We start from the raw sequence: 25,966 nt of genomic DNA, 5'->3' as shown, positions 1-25,966 counted from the left end.
CGACATCATCACCAACCCGTCCGCCCGCAATCCCTGCGGGCTTTTTTGTGGAGAAACGACATGGAAGATCTGAAACCCTGGTGGGCGTCCAAGGCCATCTGGACCGGCGTCATCGGCAGCCTTTGGGGCGTGGCCGCCGCGCTCGACATTCTGCCGGACGGGCTGACACAGGCGGACGTCCTGACCGCCGTACTCGCGCTGACCGGTATCGGCAGCGTGGTATTCCGGAGGACGGCGAAAGCGCGGATTGGTTAGCATGGTTGCTGCGGGGAGTACGACATTCACCAAGGCCAGCATCGAGCCGGCCTTGGTGATGGCGTTACCTATTTGATGATCTTCTCGATGAACCCAAGCGTGGTCGCATTCTCGATCAGGGTCCGGACTTTGGCGCGGTCCAGACCTGTCGGAACCTCCGCGTCAATCTCAAGCCTGAGGGTCACCTCGCTGCCGGCCATCGTGGTCAACTGTTCGACAATGGCCTCAACGATCTGGTGCATGACACGCGCCGGCCGATCTGGTGAGATCATGACTGTTCCTGAGAAGCGCGTCGGGTTCTTCTCGACCACTGGTCCAGGTTCGATTGGAGGTGTTCCCGCCTGACCACCGCCGGGGATTGGTGGCGTAGTCCCCGGAGCGGCGCCTCCGCCCTCCGGCACAACCGCTGGCTTGGGCCGATTAGCCTCAGCGACATCCGGCTGGATGATAACGGACTCGCTATCAATGACGATCTGCGCCCCACCTGCGTGGTCAATCGCCAGACCAGCATAGGTCTTCTTGGCCTCGTCCCATCGCTCGGCATACGCAAACGGGCCCGGGAGCATACCGCCGACGGCTGCCTGAACCGTCTTGGCCAGAACCTCGCGGTTCTTGATCCGCGGCATGTAGGTGTAGCGGTTCAGATACTCCCACAGGTCCTTGAGATGCAGGTGGGACTTGCCGTTCCAGATGTATTTCTGCAGCTCGCGGTCAAGGCGGGCCGGGCCGAGCTCGGGGAGCAGGCCCTCATCGCTGACAAGCTTCTTGCTTGCCCTGGCCAGCAATCCGTCCTGGGCCGGAACTTTTGCCGTCGTCCATTCCAGATCGGCCTGTGCGGTTTCCTGCACAGGGTAGATCAGATAGCACCAGGCTTCCTTGAGCCGCGTCTTCAGCGTTTCGTTAGCCTCGACGAGCTTGGCCTTCGCCAGGGCGCTGTCGCTCTGGGTCAGGTTCAGCCGGTCGATTTCCCGGACGATCTCCGCCCAGGCCAAGGCCGAGCGCATGGAGGCCTTAAGGTTGTCTAGCTGGCGCTGTTCCGCAGCCAGGAAGACCAGCATGTTGCGATAGACGCGCGGGGTCGTGCCCCGCTGCAACAAGATATCCTTAGCCTCGGTCATGGCCTCTGAGCCCTCGCGACCGGTGTGGGAGTGCGCCACACCCAGCACGACTGCGCGCACGCCTCCAGCTTCGTCAGGCACGTCGGACGAGCTGCCCGGCGCGACCTGTACGGCGTCGAAATGCCCGCGATCGGACAGGCCGTTGATGTAGCTCCCCAGCGCCTTGTCGATCTCCAGAAGAACCAACGCCTCCTCGATTTGCCCGGCACGATCTGCGGCGATCCGGTTCAGGCTCGCCGACATCGAATACCAATAGCGCCCAAGGTCGCTGTGCATGAACTTGGCCTGGTTGGTGAGACGCCTCAATGCATCCCCGAAGATCGCAGGGCGTTCTCCTGGTTGGACCACACCCAGATTGATCTGCTTGTCGTCGAGCCCCTTGTTCTCCTGCCCATGTGTGGGCGCTGTGCCCATGAAAATGGTGCGCGCGACCCGGCGGGTCGCGGAGTAGCGGTTTAGGTTCGGCGCAGACTGGTCAATCTTGTATGGCGTTGATGTAATGCCATCGACGTCTCCAGCGATGATCGATTGCCAGCTGGCATCGAGATAATGGAGCAACTCTGGCTCCACGCGTGCCGAGCTGATGGCCACGCTCCCTGGCATGATCATGACCGACGGATCATTGCCCATCCAAAGCTCGTGGATGACTTGCGCCATGAGACGCAGCACACCACGCGTGCGCTGGAACTTCTCCAGCGAGCCCCAGCTCGTATAGAGCTGGTCGAACATCTCGGGATGGATCGGGTAAGACTTTTCCAGCTTGCGCCGGTAGTCCTCGTCTGCACATCCCTTCGGGAAATCGTCAGCGTTTTCACGATAGAGTTTTGCGTACTGCTTCAGCGTGTTGTCGCGGTGATGGAAGCGATCGCTGGGGATTTCCTTGAACAGGCGTCGCCGGACAATCTCGTAGCTCTCTTCCTGAGAAGCCGGCCGCCATGATGACTCCACGCGGCTGAAGGTCTGTTTGAGCCGCACGAGCGCTTCTTGCCCGCCTTCGCCGCCGACCTCGATCTGCGATGCTGGAAGCGACGCCACAAGCAATGTGCCTGGGCTCGCCTTTACCGCTTCTGTCAGCGATTGGACGAAGGAGAGGTTGGCGTCGAAGGAGCCCGATGGCAGGCCCTCCACCTTGTAGACCTGACGAAGATAAGCGACCCACTCATCGATCAAGATCAGCGATGGCGAATACTTCTTGAAGAGGGCTTCCAGAAGGTTGGAGCCTGGAGCGATCCCACGCTCGTCATTGTCGGCTACCATGGTAAAGCCTTCGGCCCCGCCCAGCTGCCAAGCCAATTCGCCCCAAGTGGTGCGAATTTTCAGACCACCTTCAACGCTTAAGACATCCTGCGGGCCGCGCGAGGTGCCGACCAAGACAGCCCGGTTGATCTTCTTAGGAACGGTCAGTCCGTGCTGCGACAGCAACTGGTCTAGTCCCGGAAGGTCCTGGGCCGCCGTGCCGCTAGCCATGTGATAGAGCGCCAACATCGAGTGCGTTTTGCCGCCGCCAAAATTGGTCTGAAGTTCAACGACCGGATCGCCACTTGCGCTGGACAGCCGCTTGGCTGCGCCGATCAGTAGGTTGCTCAAGCCCTCTGTTAGATAGGTGCGAGCGAAGAACTCGGTCGGGTTCTTGTACTCTGACGGCGCGCTGCCATTGTGCACCTTGGCAAGATCCGCGGCGAACTCCGCCTGCTGGAACTCGCCGGTGGCGACATCCTGGTGGGGCTCCACCACTTCGCGCCAGGGCATGAGGCCGGCAACGGTTTCGACCGAGATGTCAAGGCGGTGGGTCTTCCGACGTTCCTCATTGCGCTGCAACTCGGTGAACTTGGTGCGCAGGATCGTATCGCGCATCTTGGCGATCTCGGTCGCCACATCCCCTGCACTGATCGACTCCATGAGCCGCCTCATGGTGTCAAGGGCGCGCTCCGCGTCGTCATAGGTGAAGGTCTCATTGTGCGAGAGCTTATTTCGCACATCGAGAAGCTCTGAGATGTAGGAGCGCTCCGGGTGCCCTAGCACCATGGAGAACGCGTCCTTCCAGAACGCCATCATGGTCTTCAAAAGACCCTGCTGATCCCAGCCGACCTCCCCATTGGAGTTGGGCTTCAGGCCGGATACACGCTGCACCACCTCCACCTGCCAGTGACCGGTGAGTGAACTTTCTAGGCGCTTCTCAACGAACGGGACCAGGGCTTCGGGAAGAAGCTCCATGCCTTCAAAGACATATTGGCGGGTGCTCTTGGCCATCTTCTATCGTCCTTAAAGGTCAAGTCGCTGCTGAAGGTCGCCACGCGTATCGTATACCGTCGCAGCTTGGCGGGACAGTTCAGTCCAGTCTGCAATCAGAGCATTGTAGGCGATCGCCTCTTTGGCGTCCTGACGCTTGTTTGCGTTGATATCATAAAGGATATACGCGAGGTCCTTAACAGCCTCGCCCTTGTCGCCGATCTTCTTAAGCAGGACGCTTGTTGCATGTGAAATTCCGTCCTTTTCATGCAAGCGCACAAGATGCTGAAGGCATTCCCAGATCGTCAGGTGTTGATCGGTCCCAGGCTCCCATTTGTCATCCAGTTCGTCCCGGCGGAGAACTCGAACCTTGCCGGCTTGGCTTTCGACGATCCCGGCGTGCTTAACGCTTTCGACCGAAATCCCACGCGCAGTGGCGATGTTGTTCGCTGTGCCATAATCACCGGCCTTCAACCCGTTCTGCTCAAACCAGGTAATGGCAAAACGGGTGTCCGCATCGAACTCCCCCTGAATACCGCCGAGATAGTCATCAAGCTCCCGGTTGATCAGTTGCAAGGCGGCTTTTACGCTCATCGGGCTGTCATCGGACTCTAGAACCCCTTTGTAGCGCGAAAACACACCCATGCCGGGGCCAATGGCCGATTGGGGCATGTCTGCGGGGGCAATGTTGGCGGCCTGAAGCTCAGCGATTGCTGGCGGCAATTCTCGCTTTAGAGCGCGGATGAATTCCGCACGAGTGATGACCTCCGCAGTAGAGATCTTTTTTCGGCACACCAGCACGACGGAATTCGCCAGAACATTCATCCCGACTTTAAGCCCAGTATCGCGTTCGGTCCGGATAGGCCATGTGCCAACTATCTGAAATCCAGCCGACATGACGGCTGATAAAAATGTAGCCCACCCGGTTGAACTAATGCCTTCAGCCTGAATTTCACTCTGCTTGAATGCATAATATATCGTCGTTGGAAAATTCGAATTTGCCCCCCTAGCCATATTAGCAATTGCGACACTCATTCCATTTAGAAAATGGCTTTCCGCGGCATCTTTTCCACCAAACCTTGATGGAGAAGCGACAAGCTCTTCATTTTTTGGAGTCGCAAGAACTTGAAATATATCTGGATAAATATCTGAAGCATTCCTCTTCATTAGTTCGAAAAAGAAATCAGATAAATCTGCATAGTCAATGTTGTCATAGTATGGGGGGTCGGTGCTTATAACCGCATTTTCCGGATAGGACATGGACTGTGCATCGTGCTGCACTTCAAATCCTTCAGATGCAGGGTTCAATCGCACCAACGCCTTAACGATGCTATTCAGAGAAGTGCGGAAGTCTCCTGCCATGTCTGAGAAAAGAGCTGTTTCAGCGAAATCCCAGACCATCGGGATGGCCTGCCGGCCAAATAAGTGGACCGCCTGATTTGCCGACCTGGACCAGTTGCAGTGAGCATTAGATATGTCAGCCAGCCTGCTGACACCAAAAGAAAGATAAAGGCTAACCGCTTCGGAATAAGCGAGTGCGCCTGCACCACCATCTCTGAGATGCCTTGCATCATCAGCCATGCCGCGGCTAATTGCATCGCTCTCGATTTTCTTTTTAACCTCAGATATAAGGTTCGAAATTGTATCTAATGCCAGCAATTGTCTATTTGTGAATAGGTCTCCGACTGTCGTTATGCCGTAGTTTGCGACATTCACTTGTGCCTTACCTTGAAGAACTAGTCTAGGCTTCCACTCTGGATTTGCCGAGTGCGCTATGCGTTCGTGCTCATCATTTGCAGGAAGAAATATACGCCCCCGTTTGCCCTCGGCGACAATTGCTACAAGCCTCGTGCCCATCTTGCCAGCTTGCCCAATAGTTCGAATGTAATCATATGTTATTGCAGCGTCAGAAATCAGGCAACGAAAACCCTGCCGTTTACCAGCAGTTGCTCCCATTTCGGCAGCTTTGATCTCGGCACTGGTCCCTCCAGTGCGGATGCTAAATAAGATTGTTTTTGAATTTTTATCAACAATTGGCTCGATCCAAACTTCACGCCCCTTCTTTGAAGAAAGTGTGAAGCTCGAAAGCAATGGCACTTCGACATCAGCAAATGCTGGATCAGGACTTGGAACCGTTCGAACCCATATCCACGCAACTACCTTGCCATCCTTCTTTCCGCCGGCAGCATTGGTGCCAACGGGAATTTCGACTGATGGATAGTATTCCCCAATTCTCTCGAATGCTCGCTGGCGAATCCACTCGCCATAATGCTGCACATCTTCGGCAAGGCCTTCCGCATACCTATATGATGTGCGACCGCCAGCGCCCAGGTGGACAGGAGCTTGATGCAGGAATTTGGGAGGGATTTCGATCATGGATTTCCCGATCATGACTGCAATCGGGTTCAAATCTGATCCGTAGGAAGGCAATCCCAGCCTCTGGGCTTCTAGTGGAATCGAGCCCCCACCAGAAAATGGGTCGTAGATGTGCGGGAGATCTTCGCCACAAGAGCTTCTGATTTCGGCTCGCGCCCGCTCTAGAACCTCGTCATTTGTCGTGCTTTCCCACTGAACTAGTTCCTCAATAATCGAGAACAGTCGCAGCCGCTCCGCTTCCACGGCTTTAGGGGTCGGGAACCTATCCGGATGGCTCGAGGGGTCGTCAACGAGTTGGGCAAACAGAACTGCGCGACACGCAGCTAAGGGGCGTCGCGCCCACCACAAATGCAGCGTAGATGGATGCCCATGACGTATCGATTTTTCCCTTATCGAAGCCGTATTGATTGCTTCAAGCGGAATGGCGACTTCAATTAGCTTTTTTTTCATCGTCCACTCGCTATAAATTCTGCTTCCATTTTCTCATCTAGATTGGAAAAGCTTTGGGGTGGATTAAATCCAAAATTTTCCTCTAAAAAGTTTAGAGATAGTGGAGTTTTAAATATTTTATGATTTTTAATATAAATGGCATTTATATATTTTCTTTCACCCATATAGGTGACTATTTCGTCTTTAGTTATATGCCCATAAGACTTAATTGAAATAGCTTCGGATTGGGAAATATCTGCAATTTTATCTACCTCTGCATACCCAATTATCTTTTTTATAGGGACGCCTACATATAAATATATGCGTTCTGGTACGTTAACGGGGCGCCGCTTTCTAAAGAACACGCGCACTTTACCAGAGCGGAGCGAATCCTCCCACCTGCCTTCAAACGAATAGACAACAGCCTTAGGCTTTGACCCTATTTTTGCGGTCATGATGGAATCTCGCCCCTTTCCAATAGACGATTGATATTGAATTGAATGGCGTTTTGTTCAAACGGGGGTTCACGCGTGTCGAGAGCGCCGCGAACATAGCGCGGTTCTCGGGCGAACCCGGCCTCGACCTGAACAATCGCCAGGATGAATTTGTCCGGCTCATGCAGGGAGGTGATGACCTCTTGCCGCGTGATCATCACGCTATCGGCACCATCGATCCGGCCCTTGACCTCGATAAAGCGCAGGTGATCCGTCTTGGGGTCGTAGGATGCGATGTCGTAGCCGACCTTCTGGGCCGAAACGTCCTTGGGCGAATTGCCGAGCGCAAGTTCCGCATTGATCACTGCAGTCATGGCGGCGATCTCGATCAACCGGCGGGCAACCGGGTCTTCAGAAAAGCCGCCACCTCCAGCGCCACCTTCTGGCTGACGTGCCTGCAGCAATCCGCGCGGAATGACGATCATGCCGCCCCGCACCCGCGGTGGCTGGGATGAAATGAACCGCTCTTGCTCCAGGATCGCCATCCGGCGCTTAAGCCGTTCAGCCAGGTCTTCTGCACGGCGCTGGGCGTTCTGCCAGTTAAGGCGTGTCTTCTTGCCGGCCCGTTCTTCTTCCTTGAGCTCGAAGGCCCGGGCGTCCCAGTAGTTCACTTCCTTTTTCAGCCGCGCGCGGACTTCCTGTTCGACCTTGTCGATTTCTGGAACCCGACGGGCCTTGACGTCGGCGACATGACTCTGAGCCAGCTCCACCGTGGCAAAGCGAACGGCTGTCTTCTCCAGATCGTTGCGCAGCCAGTCCTCATGCAGGAGGTCATCGACCAGGGCGACCTCGGCGGGGGTGGCCGGCCTCAGATTGAGGTGCGGCGCGATCCCGGCGTCCGTGGCCCTGCCATCCTTGTCGATCGCCGCGAACTGCAGCTTCTCGGAAATAATGTGCGGCTTGCCTGTGGAGGTCAGGCGGCTGTCCTGCACGCTGTGTTCGAGCAGAAACAGGGCCTCGATGCCCTCTCCGGGGTCGGTATCGTCGACCAGAACAGCGCCGCGCTTCATCAGGTGGTCGTACTGCTCGCGGATGACGCTGATCACCGCCTCCATCAGCGGATGCCCCGGGTAGAGGAAGGCCGCCACTGGCTGCTGATTGATCCGGCCCTTTTCAAAGCAGATCCGCTCGTACCTCTTCTGGATCGGCGCGCCCGAGCCGATCTGTCGGTCGCGCTCTCTCAGGACCACGGGCACATGAAGGATTTCCCAGCGGCCTTCCTCCCGGCGTTTGATCTGGCCACCCAGGTGCTGAAAGGCCTCGACGAAGAAGCTCTGAACGTGGTGGGGCTGAAGCCGTTGGGCCTCAGCCCTTTCCATTTCCAGCCGCAACTCATGCACCTTGGTCTGGGGCATGGTGTCGTTGGTGAGCGCCCGGCGCTCAAGCAGCCGCAGTAGGTGGTCCTGATCAACGGCTCCGTCGACCACCTGGAACAGGCGGGCTTTGACATCCTCCTGTTCGCCGTACTGGATTGCCTCGAACAGCAGGTCCTTCAGGGCCGTGCCTTCGAACAATTCGCCCAGGACGTCGTAGACGCGGCCGCCGAGCGCTTCACGGGCGGCCTCCAGCTTTTCCAGCAGACGGCCATAAACCTCGCCCTCACGGGTGTCGGCCGCGACGAGGTTCCAGAGATGACAGACCTCGGTCTGGCCGATCCGGTGGATACGGCCGAAGCGCTGTTCGATCTTGTTGGGGTTCCAGGGCAGATCGTAATTCACCATCAGGTGGCCGCGCTGAAGGTTCACGCCTTCGCCGGCTGCGTCATTGGCGATGAGGACCAGCATGTCGCGGTCCTGCATGAACCGCTCGACGATCTTGCGTCGTTCTTCACGGGTGACGCCACCATGGATCACATCGACAGCGTCAGGCTTGCCAAGGCGCGCCCGCACCTTGTCGACGAGATAATGCAGGGTGTCCTTGGGCTCGGTGAAGATGATCAGCTTGCGCCGGTTGCCATCGGCATCGACCATCAGGTCATCGTCGAGGATGCGGTTGAGCTGGGTCCACTTGGTGTCCTGGCCTGAGCCGAGAACGTTCAACGCCATGCTCTCCAGACCCTTGAGGGTCTGGACCTCGATCTCCAGCTGCTCGATGGTTTCGGCGGTGGTCGCACCGGTCGAGATCAGGTCCTCGATCTCATCGACCTCGTCCTGGCCGTATTCCTCAATGTCGCGCAGGTCGTCTTCCCGCACGTTCACGACGCTGAAGTCGGTCCGACCACCGCGGCGAGCAAGACGCGCCTCTGCGAGCTGGTTTTCGAGGCGTTCGCGACGACGCTTCAGGGACTGGTAGATCGCGGCCGGCGACGATGCGAGGCGGCGCTGCAGGATCTGCAAGGCGAATCCGACGTTGTTGCGCTTCTTGCCATCCTGATCAGCAAACCTCTGAACGCGGTTCATCTCTGTCCGGACGTATTCGGTGACGGCACTGTAGAGTTCGGCCTCCACAGGCGAGAGCTCGTACTTTACGGTGTAGGCGCGGCGCTCCGGGAAAAGTGGTCGGCCATCAAACCGGAGCAGTTCCTCTTTGGTCAGGCGACGCATCATATCGGCCGTGTCGGCATAGTGGACGCCGTCTCGGAAGCGGCCCTCGAACCGGTCGCCATCCAGCAGGGCCATGAACAGCTGGAAGTCCTCCTCCTTGCCGTTGTGGGGTGTGGCCGACATGAGCAGTAGGTGGCGCGACGCCTGGCCCAGCAGTTGGCCCAGCTGGTAACGCTTGGTGTATTTCACGTCGCCACCGAAATAGGACGCCGACATGCGGTGGGCTTCGTCGCAGATCACTAGATCCCACTCGGTGGAACTGGAGAGTTTCTGCTGCAGGTCTTCATTGCGGGCCAGCACGTCCAGGCGCGCGATGAGCCGCGGGTGATCGTTGAAAGCGTTTCCGGACCGGGATGTTTCGATCATGTCGCGGGTGAGTATGTCGAACTCCAGGCCGAACTTCTGGCCGAGCTCATCCTGCCACTGTTCGACTAGGCTGCCTGGCGCCACGATCAGGCAGCGTTCGAGATCACTGCGGGCAATCAGCTCCTTGATCAGCAGGCCGGCCATGATCGTCTTGCCGGCGCCCGGGTCATCGGCCAGCAGGAACCTTAGCGGCTGGCGCGTGAGCATCTCGCCGTATACCGCAGAGATCTGATGCGGCAGGGGCTCGACCAGGCTGGTGTGGATGGCGAGGTAGGGGTCGAAGAAGTGGGCCAGCTTGATCCGGTTTGCCTCGGTCACCAGCCGGAGCAGAGCGCCGTCGGCGTCAAAGGACCAAGCGTGGCCGCGGGTTTCAACGGACAGGCGGTGCTCATCGTCGCGATAGAGCGTGGTCTCTGCCACCGACCCACCAGGGACGCGGTAGACGAGATTGACGGCCTGCTGGCCTATCCAGTCGACGGACACAATTTCTACGGGCTGGCTGGGTATAATGCCCTGAACGACAGCCCCGTTTTTCAGGTCTTCGAGAACAGTCACTTCGAATTCCCCATGGATCAGGCACGCCCCTGCTCTTGAGCGATAATCCATCGGTCAATCTCGCTCTTCCGGAAGCGCCAGGAGGCCCCAACCTTGAACCCGGGGATCTTTCCTTCGGCAGCGAGGCGATAGGCTGTTTTCTCAGCCAGCTTGAGGTAATCGGAAACCTCCTTGATGGTCATTACGTCGCTCTCCAAGTGCCGACTCCCATCAGGAGGGTTGTTCTCATTTGAGAAAATAGGGAAAAATTGGCTGAGCAGCAACTGCAATCGTAGCATTCGCGACTGGCCACAAAATCAGTGAGTTTTGAAGTCAGGGCGTAGCTAAGTTCGGCAGACTGTTAATCCGAACCGCTGCAGCGCGCTGCTCTGCGACGAGAGAGTTCGCCCGCAGGCTCTCGCCCACCGCCATTTATTCATAAGTCATTGATATCGAAGGACGGTTTCCCGGAAGGCGACCAGCTCTGCGCCATTCGGGGCGATGGTCCGGTCTGTAGAGACGGAGGGGCGCTTGCCGACGCCCCGGTTTTGCGATTTTAGCCGCGCTCGACGCCGAATAGCCCGGCCGCGACGCAGTCCAGGTCGCGCGCGAAGGCGTCCGCCAAGGCATGCGGATTGCTGCTGTCGCAGGCGCTTGCCGAGCTGCGGATCACGGCGCAGACTACGCTCGCGATCAATCGGGTCCGGGTCGCGCCCTCGTCCAGCCCCATCCGCGCGGCGATGGCTACCCTCAGCCGAATCTCGGTTTCGGCGATGATGTCGAGCCAGATCGTTCGCAACACGTCGGTCTCGTGCATCAGCGCGCGTAAGACCTGGGCCTGCTCGGTCGATTCGCCCCACCAGGACAGGGCGAAGGCGGCCTTGAGCGCATCGAGCACCGATTCCGTCTCTGGCCGCGCCGCCAACAGCGCACTGAACTGGTTCGCGCCAGCCGACAGCACCGGGCGGACGACATCCTCCTTGCGCGGGAAATAGCGATAGAAGGTGCGTTCCGAAATTCCGGCATGTTCTGCCAATTCCTTGACGCTGAACCTGGTGGTTCCCGCTTTAACGAAAAGCGACAGCGCGGCGTGCGATACCTGCCTCGCAGGGTCGTATGAGGGGGCCGCTTCGTCTTCAACAGCGCGAATCAACTGGATCGGGACCAAACGCATTCTCCTGAATCATGCGCTCGCATCCTAGGTCCGAGGCGGCGAAAAATCTGCCAAAGATTTTGCGCGTTCCCGCATTACATACTAAAATTTATTGGTTGACAGTTTCTGCCAATGCTGTCATTGTAACAATATATCTGGGAAATATGATATTATCTCATAATATAATTCGGATAATCGTCGACGAAATTATGAATTTATTTTATATAAATAAGTAAATATATAATTTTAATCACAGAAAAATGATTATTATATATCGGTAGTCTCTGAGAGGATTAGGAAAATGACGTTGTCGTCAAACCCCTTCATCATCGAGGTTGCGGTCTCCCATTACAGGATAGATCGGCCAAAGAGCGAACAAATCAGCGTATATGAACCTTCCTTGATCGCTGCACGCGAGTGCCTCGACGCCGGAGCTTCCATCATCCACTACCATCACGATTGGGCGTTAAGCCGGGAGCAGCAGATCGAACAGGTCACGCGCTTTCAACGAGAGCTTCGCACGACGCATCCCGATGCGCTGATGTATCCGGCGCCGATGAAGGGCGAACGGCTCTGGGAGATCAACGAACATGTCAAGGCACTCGCAGAATCGGGTGATTTGAACATGTTTTCGATCGAGATGGGCGGCGTTGAATATGCCGTGTCCGATGCTGACGGGCTTCCGTCTTCGGGACGAAAGAATTTCGCCGCTGCGGACTTTGCGGACTGCCATGAGCTTGTGACGTTTGCCAACGAATATCAGGCTCCGATCTCCTTCGGTGTTTATTCCCTTGGTAGCGTCTATTGGATACGCGAATATGCCGCTCGCGGTCTGATCCCGGCGGGCTCGTTCATCAAGATCTGGTTCGCCGGCCGCTATGTCACAGGCTCTCACCTGGAACCGCAAATGCGCTTTGGGCTCGCGCCGACGGAGCGCGCGCTCGACGCTTGTCTGGAAGCCATCGGGGATATCGACGTGCCTTGGATGGTTTCGGCGCAAGGGGACGCGATACTGGATTCAGCCGTGGCGCAACTCGCGCTCGAGCGCGGTGGCCATATTCGCGTCGGCATAGAGGATGTTTCCGGCGCGAGCGGCATGAGCAATCTGGAGATGGTCGAAGCGGTCAAGCTCATGGCCAGCAAGGTCGATCGGACAGTAGTGAGTGGGAAAGATGCCAAGGGATATCTTGGCATGAAGGAAAAGGTGCCGGCGTAACGTCCGGTCGCCGCCGAAGGTAGAAAGCCGACAATCGAGAATGAACCCGGCGTTGTCGGAATGCCGATCCACGCCGGTCGTAAAATCACAAGCCGCGTCCGCGAAATGATGACGTGGTGCTGACCCAGGGAGGATTGATGATGAAAGCTCAACTACGCTTGACGTGCGCGGTCACGCTGCTGCTGTCGGGAACCAGTCCGTTATGGGCCCAAACGGCGCCGCCGCAGGTCGGTGACCAGAGCGCCGACGCGAGTGGCGAGATCATCGTCACCGCCCGCAAGCGGGCTGAAACCGCCTTCGACACGCCGGTCGTGCTGCAGGCTGTGGGCGGCGAAGAGCTGTCGCGCCGGTCTATCACCAATGTTGAGGGGCTGTCGCGGGTAACGCCGTTGCTGCTGATCGGTGAGAATACCGGCGGCGTGCAGGGCGCGCCGATTGCGATCCGCGGCATCGCCGGATCGGAGATCAATCCCTTTTCGGATCAGGCCGTATCGTTCAACATCGACGGCATCCAGGTCGCGCGCTCCAGCGTCCAGCGCCTCGCCTCGATGGATGTCGCGAGCGTCGAAATTCTGAAGGGTCCCCAGGCGTTGTTCTTCGGCAAGAACAGCCCCGGGGGCGTCATCTCGATACGCAGCGCCGATCCAACCGCGGAATTCGACATGAAGGTGTCGGCGGGCTATGAATTCGGAGCGCGGGAGAAGCGGCTGGAAGGCTATGCGTCCGGCCCGATGACCGACACGCTGGGCATTCGCGTTGCCGGCTATTTCTCGTCCATGCGCGGCTATATTGACAATGTCTCTGTGCCTGCCGCCGGATCGCTCAAGTCGTTCGGCCGCGGGCCCGAAGGGCATGAGTTCGCCGCGCGCCTGACGCTGAAATATGAGCCCGACGACCGGTTCAACGCGCGGTTCAAGCTCGCTTATGGCGCGGGCAAGGACAGCGGCCCGACGTCGATCAATCAGATCGTCAATTGTTCGGGCGCGACGCCGCAACTCGCAAGCGCCAACATGGACTGCCAGGCCAATGGCAAGACATCGTTGATCGATCCTGGACCCGCGTTCCAGGCGGTCTTCCCGACCAAACATGGCGGCAAGCTGTTTTCCGACCGAAATCAGGTTCTCACCTCGCTCGAAATGAACTTCAAGCCTGTCGACGACGTGACGGTGACCTCGATCACCGGCGTCTACCGGTTCCACACCAACAACCTGAGCAACACCAGCGCGATCGATATCCAAAGCAACCTGCTCTACACACCGGAACGGGTCACCTACCGCGATATCAACCAAGAACTGCGCGTCCTGACCTCTTTCGACGGCCTGGCCAACATCTCCGCTGGCGCAATGTACCAGTCAGGCGCGATCGACTATCATAACCGTGCCTATTTCTCGCCGGGAGGCGTGATCACCAGCCTCTTCAATGTCGACAACAGCCAGCGCGGCGAATCCTATTCCTTCTTCGGCCAACTCGTCCTCAAGCCGGCCGCCAGCGTCGAAGTGTCGGCCGGCGGGCGCTGGTCGCATGAAAGCAAGCGCATCCGTACCATATCCCGCGGGGTCGAGCAGATTTCCGCGGTGCCGCAGGACAGTTGGTCGAATTTCTCGCCCGAGCTCACCGTCAAATGGAGCGCGACTTCCGATCTGAACCTGTTCGCGTCCTATCGGCGGGGGTTCCTGTCGGGCGGGTTCAACGGCTCGGCCGGGGCGAGCTACACCGGCGTGAATCTCAGTTACGACCAGCAGACCAATCGCGGCGGCGAGATCGGGGTGAAGGCGCGGCTGTTCGACCGGACATTGCGCCTCAACCTGGCCCTGTTCGACTATGATATCCGCGGACTTCAGGTTGCCGCGACCACGGGCGTCAGCAACCTGTCTACCAATGCCGGCAAGGCGCACACGCGCGGTATCGAGCTCGATGGCAACTGGACCAGCCCCGTCACGGGCCTGACGCTGCGTGGCGCCGTCTCCTATAACGAGGCTGAATATGACCTGTTCACCTTCGCCTGCTTCAAGGGGCAGTCGGTCGCGCAGGGGTGCAGCCTCGCCCCGGTCAGCGGCGTGTTCACGCAGCAGAATCTCGCGGGCCAGCCGATCGTTCGTGCCCCCAAATGGGGTGGTTACGGCGGCTTCAACTATGAGACGACCATGTCCGGCCTCAAGGTCGGGCTGAGCGGCGACGCCAACTATAGCGGCGGCTATTTCAACAATGCGTACAACGAGCCGCTGGGCTATCAGAAGTCCTATTGGCTGTTCGACGCGAGCCTGCGCGTCGGTGCGCCCGACGATCGCTGGGAAGTCGCGTTGGTGGGCCGTAACCTCGGCAACAAATATTATGTGGTGCGATCCTCGGAACAGCCGTTCAGCGGCGGGGCGTCGGGTACTGCGGTCGCCAATCGCCAGGCGGACATCATCGGCGCGCCCAATCGCGGGCGCGAGCTGATGATCCGGGTGACAGTGAAGCCGAACCTCTTCTGATCGATGGCCAATAGGGGGGAAGAAGCTGGTGTTGGTCGCACCGGCTTCTTTCGCACGTCAGTTCGCCAGGCACCCGTTCCATGGCGATAGATGCTAGAATATTTGAAGTTTATGACTATACTGATCTCAAAGATGGGACACGGGATGCCCGTCGGAGGGGATCGACCGCCATGCCGGCTCAGCGAATCATGCGCTATGCGTCCAACATCGGTCTCAACTCGCTCGACACGCCATTATTCCGCCATCTCGTGGGATCGGTCGACCCGATCGAGCATATCGCTTTCGCCCAGGATAACGGCTTTGCCGGCATCGAAGACAATTTCCTCAAGGTCCGGCCGGTCGAGGAACAGACACGAATTGGCGTCGAGCTGGCGCGGCGCGGTCTCGATATGGGTTGCTTCGTCAACAATGTAACGAGTTGGAACCTGCCCCTTTGGGTGTCGCGTGACCCCAATGATCGGGCCGCGATGATCGCCGAGCTCGAAGGGTCAATCGAGGCCGCCAGACGCGTTGGCGGACGGTTGATGACCACGTTGATTGGCCGCCGCGACGGCGAGGCGGCGACTTATCAGCGCGCCGCGCTGGTCGAGAACCTCAAGCGCGCGGCCCCGCTTGCCGAGCGGGCGGGGGTGGTGATTTGCCTCGAGGCTGTAAATACCCGGGACTATCCGTCGCAGTTGCTGGCAGATGTCGCCGATGCCTATGCGGTGGCGCAGGCAGTGGGGAGTCCCGCAGTTCGGATGGTCTTCGATATATATCATGCCCAGGCGCGAGGCGGTGACGTTATCAACGCGCTCACCCGCTGTTGGGACATGGTCGCTGCTATCCAGGTTGCCGACAATCCGGGGCGCGGCGAGATGGGCAGCGGTGAACTCAACTGGGCCAATGTGCTGCGCCATATCCGCTCGCTCGGCTATACGGGGCTGATCGAATTGGAACATGACGTGTCGGGCGAAGGCGCCGAAGGTGAGCGGATCGTGCTCGACAGGCTCGCGGCGATCGACGACGCGATCTGAACCTCAGCGATTGCCGTCGATGGTGTGACCGGCGGCAACATAGCCGAAGACCAGAGACGGCGCGATGCTCGCGCCCGCGCCGGGATAGCTGCGACCCATCACCGTCGCGGTGCAGTTACCGGCGGCATAGAGGCCTTCGATCGGCGACCCGTCTTCACGCAGCACCCTGGCATGCTCGTCGGTCAACACGCCGCCCGCCGTCCCGACATCCGCCGGATAGAAGGGCATCGCATAGAAGGGCGGCTTCTCGACGGTGCCCAACCCTGGTATCGGTTTGTGCAACGGATCGCCGAACAGCCGATGATAGGCGCTGCGACCTCGGCCGAAATCCTCGTCAAGGCCGGTGCGGGCGAAGCCGTTGAAGCGGTCCGCCGAGGCTTTGAGCGCGTCTGGAGATAGCCCGCATTTGGCGGCAAGGTCGGCCAGCGTCGGCGCCTCGACGATAATGCCCTGATCGAGCCAGGCTTGCGGCACTGTTTTCATCGGCTGGCCCAGGATCCAGTATTTTTCCATATACTGGCGATCCATCACCAGCCAGCTCGGCACTGCGGATACGGTCTTCTGCCGTTCGTAGACCGCGCGGCCGATCGCGACATAGGAGGTCGCCTCGTTCATGTAGCGCTGGCCGGTCGAATCCACGACGAAGCCATGCGGCTGCTGGAGTTCCGGCACCAGATAGAGGCGGATGCCGCCGGGCAATGTCGTGCCGGGCAACCACCAGCTTGCATCCATCAGGTCGATGGCCCCGCCGAGATCGCGAACCATCTCGATCATCTCGCCGGTGTCGCCCGGATTGGCGAGCGTCCAGTCGACCGACGCGGGCTTCGGCTGCCAGGTTTCGCGCATCCGCGGATTGTGGGCGAAGCCTCCGGTGTTGAGCAGGACCCCGCGGCGCGCATGGATCGTCGAGGGCGTCCCTTGCCACGTGATCTCCGCGCCGCTGATGCGCGCGCCGTCGGTCTTGAAGGCCCGAACCGTGATTCCCGAGCGGAACATCACGCCGCGCTTTACCGCCTGCTGGAACAGCCGTCCGTACAGCGCCGGCCCCATGCCGACGAGGCGTGCGCCCAGCCTGTTGCGTATCATCCGCCAGCCGACTCGCAGGAAGGCGAGTCTGCTTGCCCATGTGCGTCCGCGCGAACGCAGCGGCACCGTCTCCTGGAACATCACCGGCGGCAGGTCCAGGTTGAAACCGATCCGCTCTGCCCAGTCACCAAGCTCACGCAGGTCGAACATCGGCGCGACGATAGCCCGCCCGCGTACGCTGCCACCCGGATATTCGCCCTCATGATAGTCCGAATAGCCGTCGCCATAGGCCCAGCGCATGCCGAGGCCTTCAAGGAAATCGAGGCAGCGCGGCCCCTCTCTCAGGAAGGCGTCGCGCCGCGCGCGCGATGTGGCGCGCGTCTCAGGGCCCAGGCAGGCGTCAAAATAGGCATGGGCATCGGCGGAGTTGTCCTGGGCGCCCGCGCGCCGCGCGACGGAACTGCAGGGCACCCACAGCACGCCGCCCGATACCGCGGTCGAACCGCCGAAGCGATCCTGCTTTTCGACGACCAGCACCGAGAGGCCGGCGTCGGCGGCACGCAGCGCGGCGGACATGGATGCGGCGCCGCTGCCGACGATCAGCAGGTCGACAGTCTCGTCGGGGATCGTGTCGGCGCTCACTGGCCCGATCCCCCGGGTGGCAGCGCCGATGTGCGTTCCTCGACGATGAAGCGCCTGATCGAAGACAGGTCGAACAGTTTGCGCTCGTCCTCGGCGAGTGCGTGCGCCGCCGCCGGATCCTCCAGGCTCTTCATCGATGCCTCATAGGCTTCGCGGTTTTCGTACCAGAGCTCGGTGAGCACATCGAAGTCGAGATCCGGTGCGCCGGGATAGAGAAAGGTCTGGTCCGGCACGACATAACGGCGGACATAGCCGACCATGCCGGGAATGAGCTTGGCGCAAAGCACGGCATGGCCGTTCTCATAGCGATCGATGAAAGCCTCGCGCGTCATGCCCGGCTTGCGCCGGATCAGGCATATGGCCTTGAACATCCCGTTTCTCCTCTTCGTTCCGGCCGCCGGAAACGGCCCGACAGGCTAATCCCATAGGTCGCCGGCGGCGCGACGAAACGCGTTACCGTGTCGAACCCGAGGAAGGTGCTCGACCAATGATAGTTGTCGGTGACATTCTTGCCCCGCAGGGTGAACCGATATTTGCCGTCGCTGGTTTCGACGCCCGCTTGTAGACCGGGCAGAGTGAAGTCGTCGATCGTCGGCACCGCGGGCGAGCCAATGCTCGAATTCATCCTGCTATTGTAGGTAAATGCGCTCCCCGCAAAGAAATCGAACGCGTCGTTGAGGGCAAATTTATAGCGTATGTCGTTCACCGACATCTCGGAATCGTCACAAGTGCTTCGAGCGGCCCGAACACTGGGGCAAGGATCGCCGGCATATATTATCCTCGTTGAGCGTGCGGCTTACTTCGGAGACTGGGCGGAAGCTGTCGGCGAGAGCGGCCTCCAATGGGCTGTTTCGCCAGCATCGAGGAGTTGAACGGCTGGCGGGAGGTGGAATTAAGTTTGGCGCGCGGGCTTCATGGTCCGCGACCATAGCCTCGTCAGTTTCAGCGTGCTGATCCGCCAGGCGCCCGCCACGAGCCGATATTGTTCGTGATAATGGCCATAGCCATGCAGCCATTCCAGGCCGAGTCCTCCGGACAAACTGGAAGTCCAGTGGATACGGTCCTCCATGCCCCAGATTCCGGTGGCGGTGGTGGAGGAGGTCAGGGCGATTTCCGGCATATGGCCGTGATGGATGCTGACGCCCCCGGTCAAGGCCGTGGCGATGAAGGCGATCGCTTCCCGCGCACTGACCGGAGCCGTTTGATGCTCGGGAAAGAACATCGTCGCGTCGGAGGTGAAAAGCGTTGCCAGCGTCGTCCAATCCTTTTCATCCACGCAGCGGAAATAGCGCGCCTTGAGCGCCCGGATATCGGCGATCGCCGCGCGCGTTGCCATGGTGCGCTCCATCATTCGATCCTCGCCTGCTTCCCCCTCGCCTGATGCAACAGGAAAGGGATTGACCATCTTTTCTAAAATTCTAGGCTATCAGAACAAGCGGAAGCGGCGGTGGGTGTCAAGTCCAATGTGGCGCACATTATAAGAGAGGGATGCCGAGCTGTGCTGCACGCTCATTCCGCGTATGCGTCGCGCTGCCGACGAGCGGTCCCTGTTCGACATGGCTTCGATCAGGCGGTTTGCGGTGGAGGAACGGAAAAGCGCGCGGATCGAATAGAAGGGGGCGTCGTCGCTCCCAGGAGCGATCGGACTATCGAAGGCTTTCTTCCAGCCGTTGTTCGGTGGCGGTGATGTGCTTCTTCATCGCGCCACGCGCCTTGCGTCCGTTGCCGGCGGCGATCGCTTCAATGATCTCCTCATGCTCGGCATGCGCGATCTTAAGATTGGGTGCGAACACCTTGTCCTTGAAGCAGGCAATGTAGAAGTCCGATCGATCGCCCAGACTTTCGACGATTTCGGCAAGCGCCGGGGAATGCGCGGCGCGGCGCATTTCCGCGTGCAACTGCCGGTTGAGGCTGCGATACAGATCGGAACGGCCAGACACTTCGTCCGGCTGTTGCGAGAGCGCACCGATCTGCGCGGAGATAAGGCGAAGCGTCAGGACGACATTGGGATCGGCGCGTTCCGCCGCCAGTTCCGCGATAATCGCTTCCCCTTCGGCAAAGAGCCGGAAAAAGTCGCGTATTTCATTGATTTGGGGTCTGCGCGGGCGGCAGCCCACCTGGGGGACGATCTCAACGAAACCCTCGATGGAGAGGCGGCGCAGCGCATCCATCACGGGCTGGCGGCTGGTGTCCAGCTCGGCGGCGATCTCATCGATCGGAAACCATTGCTGATCGGTGACGATGCCGGTCACAAGCATCTGCTTGAGGTGGTCGTAAGCCCGTTCCGCCAATCCTCCCCGCCGCGAATTTTTCAACGTCATTTTCCCCCGATGAAGGCCCGCCGCATCCCGGCCAAGGCCCACTGCATCGTCAGGCCTCGTGAGATACACATCTTGAAAGGGGTTGCCAACTCTGACGCGCACACGTTTAGGCCGGCCGGGTCGCTTCGACCTGCTATCATCCCGCATCTATGCTGAAATCCGTTCTCTTTTGAGGGTGGATTCCCCTTGGGCGGCGTGCCGGCCGGCGCGGCGCCCCGAGAACATGCCGTCGCCGATCGACATGCCGCTGATATAGCCGTTTGAACAAAGGCCAAGGGCGGCCCGGCCCGCGGCATACAGGCCGGAAATGACGGTCCCGTCGTCCTTTGTCACGCCACCGGTTTCCTCATCGACGCGCAGCCCGCCCAAGGTGAAGAGATAGGTGAAGGCGTATATGTTGGGAATGGACATGTTGATTGCATAATAGCTGCGATCCTCGAGTTTCCGATGGTGTTCCGCCGATTTGCCGAGCGGATCGTCCTCTCCCGCCGCCACATGGGCGTTCAGTTCAGCGACGGTTTCCTGGAGGCCGACAGAATCGATACCGCATTTTGCCGCCAGGGCCTCCATGGAGCGCGCGCGCCGCGTCCCGCCCATCACGAAGTTGAGCAGCGCCGGGACGCCATAGAATTTGAAGAACAGCCACCCTCCGAACAATGCCTGCCTGATCGCCTGGCGGAAGCTGCGTCCCGTCAGGATCACCCAGGCCGATCCCTCGGGCTGGTCGGCGATCGCCAGGCCCAGATAGCCGGAATAGGATTCCTCGTTGATGAACCGCTTGCCGTGCCGATTGACCAGGACGCCATCCAGCAAGGCGCTGGGCGGGGCAATGTTGCGTGCCGCATAGATGCTGTCCATGCGATCGGTCGCGCCGCCGACGGACTGGCCAAGGGCAATGCCCGATCCGTCGCACCCCATCGATCCCAGCCGCATCAGCGCCCGGTAATTGCTGGCGAAGAAGGGGCGGTGCCGACCCAGCATGTCAAGATTGAAGGCAAAGCCGCCGGTGGACAGAATGACGCCGTTCCGGGCCCGAATCCGTCGGGTTTCGGCCACCCGAGCCTCCAGTTCCCGCGCCTTTGCGCCGGCCCGTTCCGCCGTCACCGCCTTGAACGGCAGCATGGGGACCACCTTGGAATAAAGGCGCTGGTGCGCGGGTCGATGCCGTTCGGGGATGCGTGCGGTCTCGACCCCGATAACATGTCCGCGCGCATCCGTGATCAGGCGCACGACCTTTTCATGCTGACGCAAGCGGACACCCAGTGCCTGTGCGGCGGTTGCCAGGGCCTTGAAATAGACATGCCCCGTCATGCCCGTCCCGACGGGGCGGTGCCCGCGCGGTGCAGGTTTCGCGCGGGCCGCGAATTCGGGCACTTTCTCGTTTCCTGAATAATACAGGAACTTGCCGTCAGGCGGATATATGGTCTTTTCTAGATAGGTGTCGGCCGCATAGGGGACACCATGCCGCATCAGCCACTCCAGATTGCCGGCGCTTTCGTCGCAATAGCGCCGCAGGGTTTCCGGGCGGACGATGTCGCCGACTTCTTTCGACAGATAGGCGAACATTTCATCCGCATCATCATCGAAACCGGCCTCCTTCTGAAAGGGCGTGCCGCCCGCGTAGATGATGCCGCCGCTATAGGCGGTGGCGCCTCCTCCCGCGAAGCGGTCGATAGCGAGGACGTCCGCGCCGGCTTCCTTAGCTTCGATGGCGGCACAGGCGCCCGCGCCCCCGAAACCCACAACCAGCACATCGGCCGTATCGTCCCATTCCTCCTGATCCGGCCGGGTCAGGACAAGCGGTGGGCGCGGGTCGTTAGCGACGTCTTTCATGAACCTCTTCCTTCCGCATGCCGGCTGCGATGATTCGCTTAGCGTGCAATCGATTTGCAATCTAGTATTCTGGAACGTCAGTAACGCTTGACTAACTAAAATTCTAGAACCAAAAGAGTTTTGCGCAATTTCTATCAGACGCAGATAGCCGGGGAAATCACTGGCATCCGAGGAGGGAATCATGCTGAAAGCCGTCGTGCTGCTTCGACGAAAGAATGACCTGACGGTCGATCAGTTCATCGATCATTATGAGAATCGCCATGTGCCGCTGGTGCGCGAAGTGCTGCCTACGATCGGGCGCTATGTCCGTAACTATCTGGACCACACGTCGGTATCGGCGGGGCGGCAGGAAGGCGACGCGCCGACGCCCTATTTCGATGTCATAACGGAATTGTGGTTCGAGGATGACGCCGCCTATCAGGCGTTTGTGGCGGCGCTGTCCGATCCCGAAGTGTCGCGCCGTCTGCAGGAGGATGAAGAGAGATTCCTCGATCGGTCGATCGTCCAGACCTATCCGGTGCGGGAATATGTCGCCTGATCACCAGGCATCGATAGCGATCATTTGATCTGGTCAGGATTGTCATGGATTTGTTGCAAGCTCTTTGCGAGCCTTTTTCCTATAAGTCGCTTGAACTGAAGAACCGGTTCGCGATGTCGCCGATGACGCGGTATTTCGCCCCGGATGGCCTGCCCACGGAAGAGATGGCGGCTTACTACCGGCGCAGGGCCGAAGGCGATGTCGGCCTGATCATTTCCGAAGGGCTGGGCATAGATCGGGCGGCCTCCCGGGCGGTCACCTTCATTCCCAATTTCTGCGGGGACGAAGCACTGGCGGGATGGGAGCGGGTGCTGGACGGCGTACATGCGGCAGGCGCCAAAATGGCTCCGCAGCTATGGCATGTCGGCGGTGTACCGGACTATAACTTTCCCGACGCGGAACATGCGCCGCTGGAAAGTCCCTCCGGTCTGATCGGGCCCAATGTGAATGGCGGACGGGTCATGACGGAGGAGGATGCGGCCGATGTCGTGGAATCCTATGCTCGGGCGGCCGCTCATGCGAAGCATCTGGGCTTCGATGCGCTGGAGGTGCATGCGGCCCATGGCTATCTGGTGGACCAGTTCTTCTGGGGGGAGACCAACCGGCGCGGAGATCGTTTCGGCGGCGCCACATTGCGCGATCGCGCGCGTTTCGGGGCGGAGATTTTCCGCGCCATGCGCCGGGCGGTCGGCGAGGATTTTGTCCTGCTCATGCGCATATCGCAGTGGAAGACGGGCTATTACGATACCAAGCTGGCGGAGTCGCCCGCCGCGCTGGAAGAATGGCTCAGCCCGCTGGCCGAGGCGGGGGTCGATATATTCGATTGTTCCCAACGGCGCTTCTGGGAACCTGAATTTGAAGGCTCGGACCTCAATCTTGCGGGCTGGGCGAAGAAGATGGTCGGCCAGCCGACGATAACCGTTGGATCGGTCGGCCTTGACCGCGACCTGTTCGCCGATTTCGAACAGGGTGGGGAATCGGGCGTCAATGCGGCGTCACTGGCTGAACTGGTCCGCCGCTACGAACGGGGTGATTTCGACATAGTGGCCATCGGCCGGGCGCTGCTGTCCGATCCGTCCTGGCTCAGGAAGGTGCGGGAAAACCGCCTGGGCGAACTGACGCCCTATTCGGCCGAGGCCATGAAAATTCTCTTTTAGAATGCCGGAAGCCAATATCAGAGTTGAACATTCTAAACATCTAGAATATTAGAAAAAGATATCATCAGATTTAAAAGGGGAGAGGGTAGATGTCCAAGATTTGCAGGTTCGGCCGCCAACTTCTGGGAAGCGGCTCCATCATCGGCGCCGCGACGTTCTGCATCGCGGCGATGCCCGGAGGGGCGCTGGCTCAGGACGAGACGTCCGTTGCCGAAAGTGCGCCGCCGGATATCGGCATTGTGGTGACGGCGCAGCGGCGTTCCGAACGTCTGACAGACGTGCCTGTATCGGTCACGGCCCTGTCCAGCGAAGCGATCGTCGCGGCGGGTGTCACCGATACCTATTCGCTACAGCAGATTTCGCCCGGCCTTCGCATGGAACGTCTGGGGGGTTATACGCAGCCGTCGATCCGTGGCGTCACCGCCGGATCGACATCGCCGGGCTCCGAGGCGAACGTCGCCATGTATGTCGACGGCATTTATCAGCCCAACCAGGCGGCCAATACGATAGATCTTCCCGATGTCGCCAGGGTGGAAGTGCTCAAGGGCCCTCAGGGGACATTGTTTGGCCGTAACGCCACCGGCGGCGCCATCCAGATCTTCACGCGCGAGCCCAGCTATCAGACCACCGCCGATTTCACGGTCAGCTATGGCCGGTTCGACAATTTCGCGGTCAAGGCCTTCATCGCCGCGCCGCTTGTGGAAGACCGCTTGGCCTTCTCCATTTCCGGCGCCTATGAGGACATGGACGGCTGGAACCGGGATCTGGTCAATGGTGGCAGCATAGGCAAGATCGAGTCCCGCCTGATCCGCGCCAAGCTGCTGTTCGAGCCGGCGGACGGCGTGAAGTTCACCCTGGGCGGACAATATTCGCGTCGTCGCGACGAGAGCCTTTTCGCCTATTCTGCCCTCGACGGCAACACGCTGGGGCCGAAAGTCGGCATCAGGCCCTATGACGTCGCGGTGAACACGCCGTCGCTGACGGAAACCGAAAGCTGGAACGTGTCGTTCAAGAGCGCCTTCGACACATCGATCGGCACTTTTTCGACCTTGACCGCTTATTCAAAGACGCAGCTTAATATTTCAGCGGATGGCGATGCCAGTCCGGCCGATATCATCAGCTTCACGATCGATTCTCCGGACAAGAACTTCACACAGGAAATCAATTTCGCGTCCGAGAAAATCGGTCCTGCCCACATCGTTGCCGGTCTTTTCTATTATAGCGATGATTCCAGCTACGACCCGCTGATCGGATTCTTTCCCGATCCGTTCGTCAACTATGCTGACGTGACGACCCGAGCGTATGCCGCCTATGCCGAAGCCAATGTCGAAATAGCGCCTGGGTTGGTGGGTATTGCGGGTATTCGATACTCCCATGAAAAGCGGACCGTTCAATATGTGGGCGGCGATGCGGCCATATTCGTCGGCACCGACCTTCACAAGAAAACGTACAGTGCCTGGACGCCGCGTTTCTCGCTGCGTTACGAGGTCGCGCCGCGGACGAACATCTATGCGACCTACAGCAAGGGGTTCAAGAGCGGAGTCTACGATCTGAACGGCACCGCGACGACTCCGGTCAATCCCGAAAAGATCGAGGCATGGGAAGCTGGCTTCAAGACCAGCCAAGGCATGTTCGATTTGAATATCGCTGCTTTCTATTATGATTACAAGGATTTGCAGGTTCAGATCAACAGCGGCGGTTTCGACCTTCTGACCAATGCCGGTGCGGCCCGAAACTACGGCGCGGATATCGAAGGAACGCTGCGGCTCAGCCCGGAATTCCAGATCAGCGGTGGTTTCGCCTATCTCCATGCGCGCTATCGCAACTATCACGACGCCACCATTCTCGTGCCCAATGTGGGCGGCGGCAATACGCCGGTGTCCAATGTGGACCTGAGCGGGTTCAAGGTTACGCGCGCGCCCACATGGACGCTCAATCTGAGTGCCCAATATGAGCGGGAATTCAATTTCGGGACGATCGCCCTATCCGGCAATATGTACCACACGGATGATGTTCCGCTCGAACAGAGCGGTCGTGTTCAGCAGGACGCCTATACCTTGTTCAACGGCTCGATTTCCTTCCGGCCGCTCCATTCGAATTTCAAATTCACGCTCTGGGGCAAGAATCTGAGCAACGAAAAGGTGATCCAGGGAAGCTTCTTCACCGGCGCGGGCGACCAGGTGTCTTATGCTCCGCCCCGGACATATGGCGTTTCCGCCAACTACGCGTTCTGAACGGAAAGGTCG

At 59.3% G+C, this 25,966-nt stretch carries 19 protein-coding genes; 7 read left to right on the top strand and 12 right to left on the bottom strand.

Translation table 11 applies throughout. From position 1 onward, the window contains the following. Nucleotides 1–60 precede the first annotated feature (60 nt). Complete coding sequence (locus IQ35_RS10210; RefSeq protein WP_145073133.1) at nt 61–255, top strand: hypothetical protein; 195 nt, start codon at nt 61–63, stop codon at nt 253–255. Nucleotides 256–323: 68 nt separating this feature from the next. Here IQ35_RS10210 and IQ35_RS10205 read toward each other — a convergent pair whose 3' ends face one another. The 6 genes from IQ35_RS10205 to IQ35_RS10180 all read right to left on the bottom strand — a co-directional run bounded on the left by IQ35_RS10205 (nt 324) and on the right by IQ35_RS10180 (nt 11,512). Beyond that, entirely contained in the window at nt 324–3,623 is a 3,300-nt protein-coding gene (locus IQ35_RS10205) for a DUF499 domain-containing protein (RefSeq protein WP_145073130.1), read from the bottom strand. Between the two features lie 12 nt (nt 3,624–3,635). Then, nucleotides 3,636–6,428: a DUF1156 domain-containing protein gene (locus IQ35_RS10200; RefSeq protein WP_145073127.1), complete on the bottom strand. Its 2,793-nt coding sequence runs from the start codon at nt 6,426–6,428 to the stop codon at nt 3,636–3,638. After that, nucleotides 6,425–6,862 (bottom strand): hypothetical protein, encoded by a 438-nt coding sequence (locus IQ35_RS10195; RefSeq protein ID WP_145073124.1) that lies wholly within the window; start codon nt 6,860–6,862, stop codon nt 6,425–6,427. Before IQ35_RS10195 ends, IQ35_RS10200 begins: the two co-directional genes overlap by 4 nt. Next, nucleotides 6,859–10,416, bottom strand: a complete 3,558-nt coding sequence (locus IQ35_RS10190; RefSeq protein ID WP_199739939.1) for a helicase-related protein — start codon at nt 10,414–10,416, stop codon at nt 6,859–6,861. Before IQ35_RS10190 ends, IQ35_RS10195 begins: the two co-directional genes overlap by 4 nt. Then, a complete protein-coding gene (locus tag IQ35_RS10185; protein ID WP_199739938.1) occupies nt 10,383–10,547 on the bottom strand; it encodes a helix-turn-helix domain-containing protein in 165 nt (54 codons plus the stop codon). Before IQ35_RS10185 ends, IQ35_RS10190 begins: the two co-directional genes overlap by 34 nt. Nucleotides 10,548–10,900: 353 nt before the next feature. Continuing rightward, nucleotides 10,901–11,512 (bottom strand): TetR family transcriptional regulator, encoded by a 612-nt coding sequence (locus IQ35_RS10180; RefSeq protein ID WP_158636642.1) that lies wholly within the window; start codon nt 11,510–11,512, stop codon nt 10,901–10,903. Between the two features lie 286 nt (nt 11,513–11,798). Between IQ35_RS10180 and IQ35_RS10175 the strand changes: the two genes are divergently transcribed. From IQ35_RS10175 to IQ35_RS10165, 3 genes are all read left to right on the top strand, one after another. Next, complete coding sequence (locus tag IQ35_RS10175; RefSeq protein WP_145073116.1) at nt 11,799–12,713, top strand: 3-keto-5-aminohexanoate cleavage protein; 915 nt, start codon at nt 11,799–11,801, stop codon at nt 12,711–12,713. 137 nt (nt 12,714–12,850) lie between these two features. Further along, nucleotides 12,851–15,187, top strand: coding sequence for a TonB-dependent receptor (locus IQ35_RS10170; protein ID WP_021245460.1), 2,337 nt, complete (start codon nt 12,851–12,853; stop codon nt 15,185–15,187). 170 nt (nt 15,188–15,357) lie between these two features. Next, nucleotides 15,358–16,203, top strand: a complete 846-nt coding sequence (locus IQ35_RS10165; RefSeq protein WP_021245458.1) for a TIM barrel protein — start codon at nt 15,358–15,360, stop codon at nt 16,201–16,203. A 3-nt stretch (nt 16,204–16,206) separates the two neighbouring features. Here the strand turns inward: IQ35_RS10165 and IQ35_RS10160 are convergent, their stop codons facing one another. The 6 genes from IQ35_RS10160 to IQ35_RS10135 form a co-directional block, all read right to left on the bottom strand. Next, entirely contained in the window at nt 16,207–17,871 is a 1,665-nt protein-coding gene (locus IQ35_RS10160) for an FAD-dependent oxidoreductase (protein ID WP_145073110.1), read from the bottom strand. Further along, nucleotides 17,868–18,242, bottom strand: coding sequence for an EthD domain-containing protein (locus IQ35_RS10155; protein WP_145073107.1), 375 nt, complete (start codon nt 18,240–18,242; stop codon nt 17,868–17,870). Before IQ35_RS10155 ends, IQ35_RS10160 begins: the two co-directional genes overlap by 4 nt. Then, nucleotides 18,221–18,583, bottom strand: a complete 363-nt coding sequence (locus tag IQ35_RS10150; RefSeq protein ID WP_145073104.1) for a hypothetical protein — start codon at nt 18,581–18,583, stop codon at nt 18,221–18,223. Before IQ35_RS10150 ends, IQ35_RS10155 begins: the two co-directional genes overlap by 22 nt. Nucleotides 18,584–18,763: 180 nt before the next feature. After that, nucleotides 18,764–19,207, bottom strand: a complete 444-nt coding sequence (locus IQ35_RS10145; RefSeq protein WP_199739937.1) for a nuclear transport factor 2 family protein — start codon at nt 19,205–19,207, stop codon at nt 18,764–18,766. Nucleotides 19,208–19,517: 310 nt separating this feature from the next. Beyond that, complete coding sequence (locus tag IQ35_RS10140; protein WP_158636640.1) at nt 19,518–20,192, bottom strand: GntR family transcriptional regulator; 675 nt, start codon at nt 20,190–20,192, stop codon at nt 19,518–19,520. A gap of 147 nt (nt 20,193–20,339) precedes the next feature. Further along, a complete protein-coding gene (locus IQ35_RS10135) occupies nt 20,340–22,025 on the bottom strand; it encodes an FAD-binding protein (RefSeq protein ID WP_145073099.1) in 1,686 nt (561 codons plus the stop codon). A 181-nt stretch (nt 22,026–22,206) separates the two neighbouring features. Here IQ35_RS10135 and IQ35_RS10130 point away from each other — a divergent pair, with 181 nt between their 5' ends. The 3 genes from IQ35_RS10130 (at nt 22,207) to IQ35_RS10120 (ending at nt 25,954) form a co-directional block, all read left to right on the top strand. Beyond that, entirely contained in the window at nt 22,207–22,563 is a 357-nt protein-coding gene (locus tag IQ35_RS10130) for an EthD domain-containing protein (protein WP_021245450.1), read from the top strand. A 44-nt stretch (nt 22,564–22,607) separates the two neighbouring features. Beyond that, nucleotides 22,608–23,720 (top strand): NADH:flavin oxidoreductase, encoded by a 1,113-nt coding sequence (locus IQ35_RS10125; RefSeq protein WP_021245449.1) that lies wholly within the window; start codon nt 22,608–22,610, stop codon nt 23,718–23,720. A gap of 89 nt (nt 23,721–23,809) precedes the next feature. After that, the gene (locus tag IQ35_RS10120) at nt 23,810–25,954 is read left to right on the top strand and encodes a TonB-dependent receptor (protein ID WP_145073096.1); all 2,145 of its coding nucleotides are present in this window, start codon (nt 23,810–23,812) and stop codon (nt 25,952–25,954) included. Nucleotides 25,955–25,966 lie beyond the last annotated feature (12 nt).

This window comes from Sphingobium wenxiniae, assembly GCF_007830065.1.
GTDB lineage: Bacteria > Pseudomonadota > Alphaproteobacteria > Sphingomonadales > Sphingomonadaceae > Sphingobium > Sphingobium wenxiniae.
Note: the sequence above shows the minus strand (reverse complement) of the source record. Positions and strands in the feature narration are given on the sequence as shown.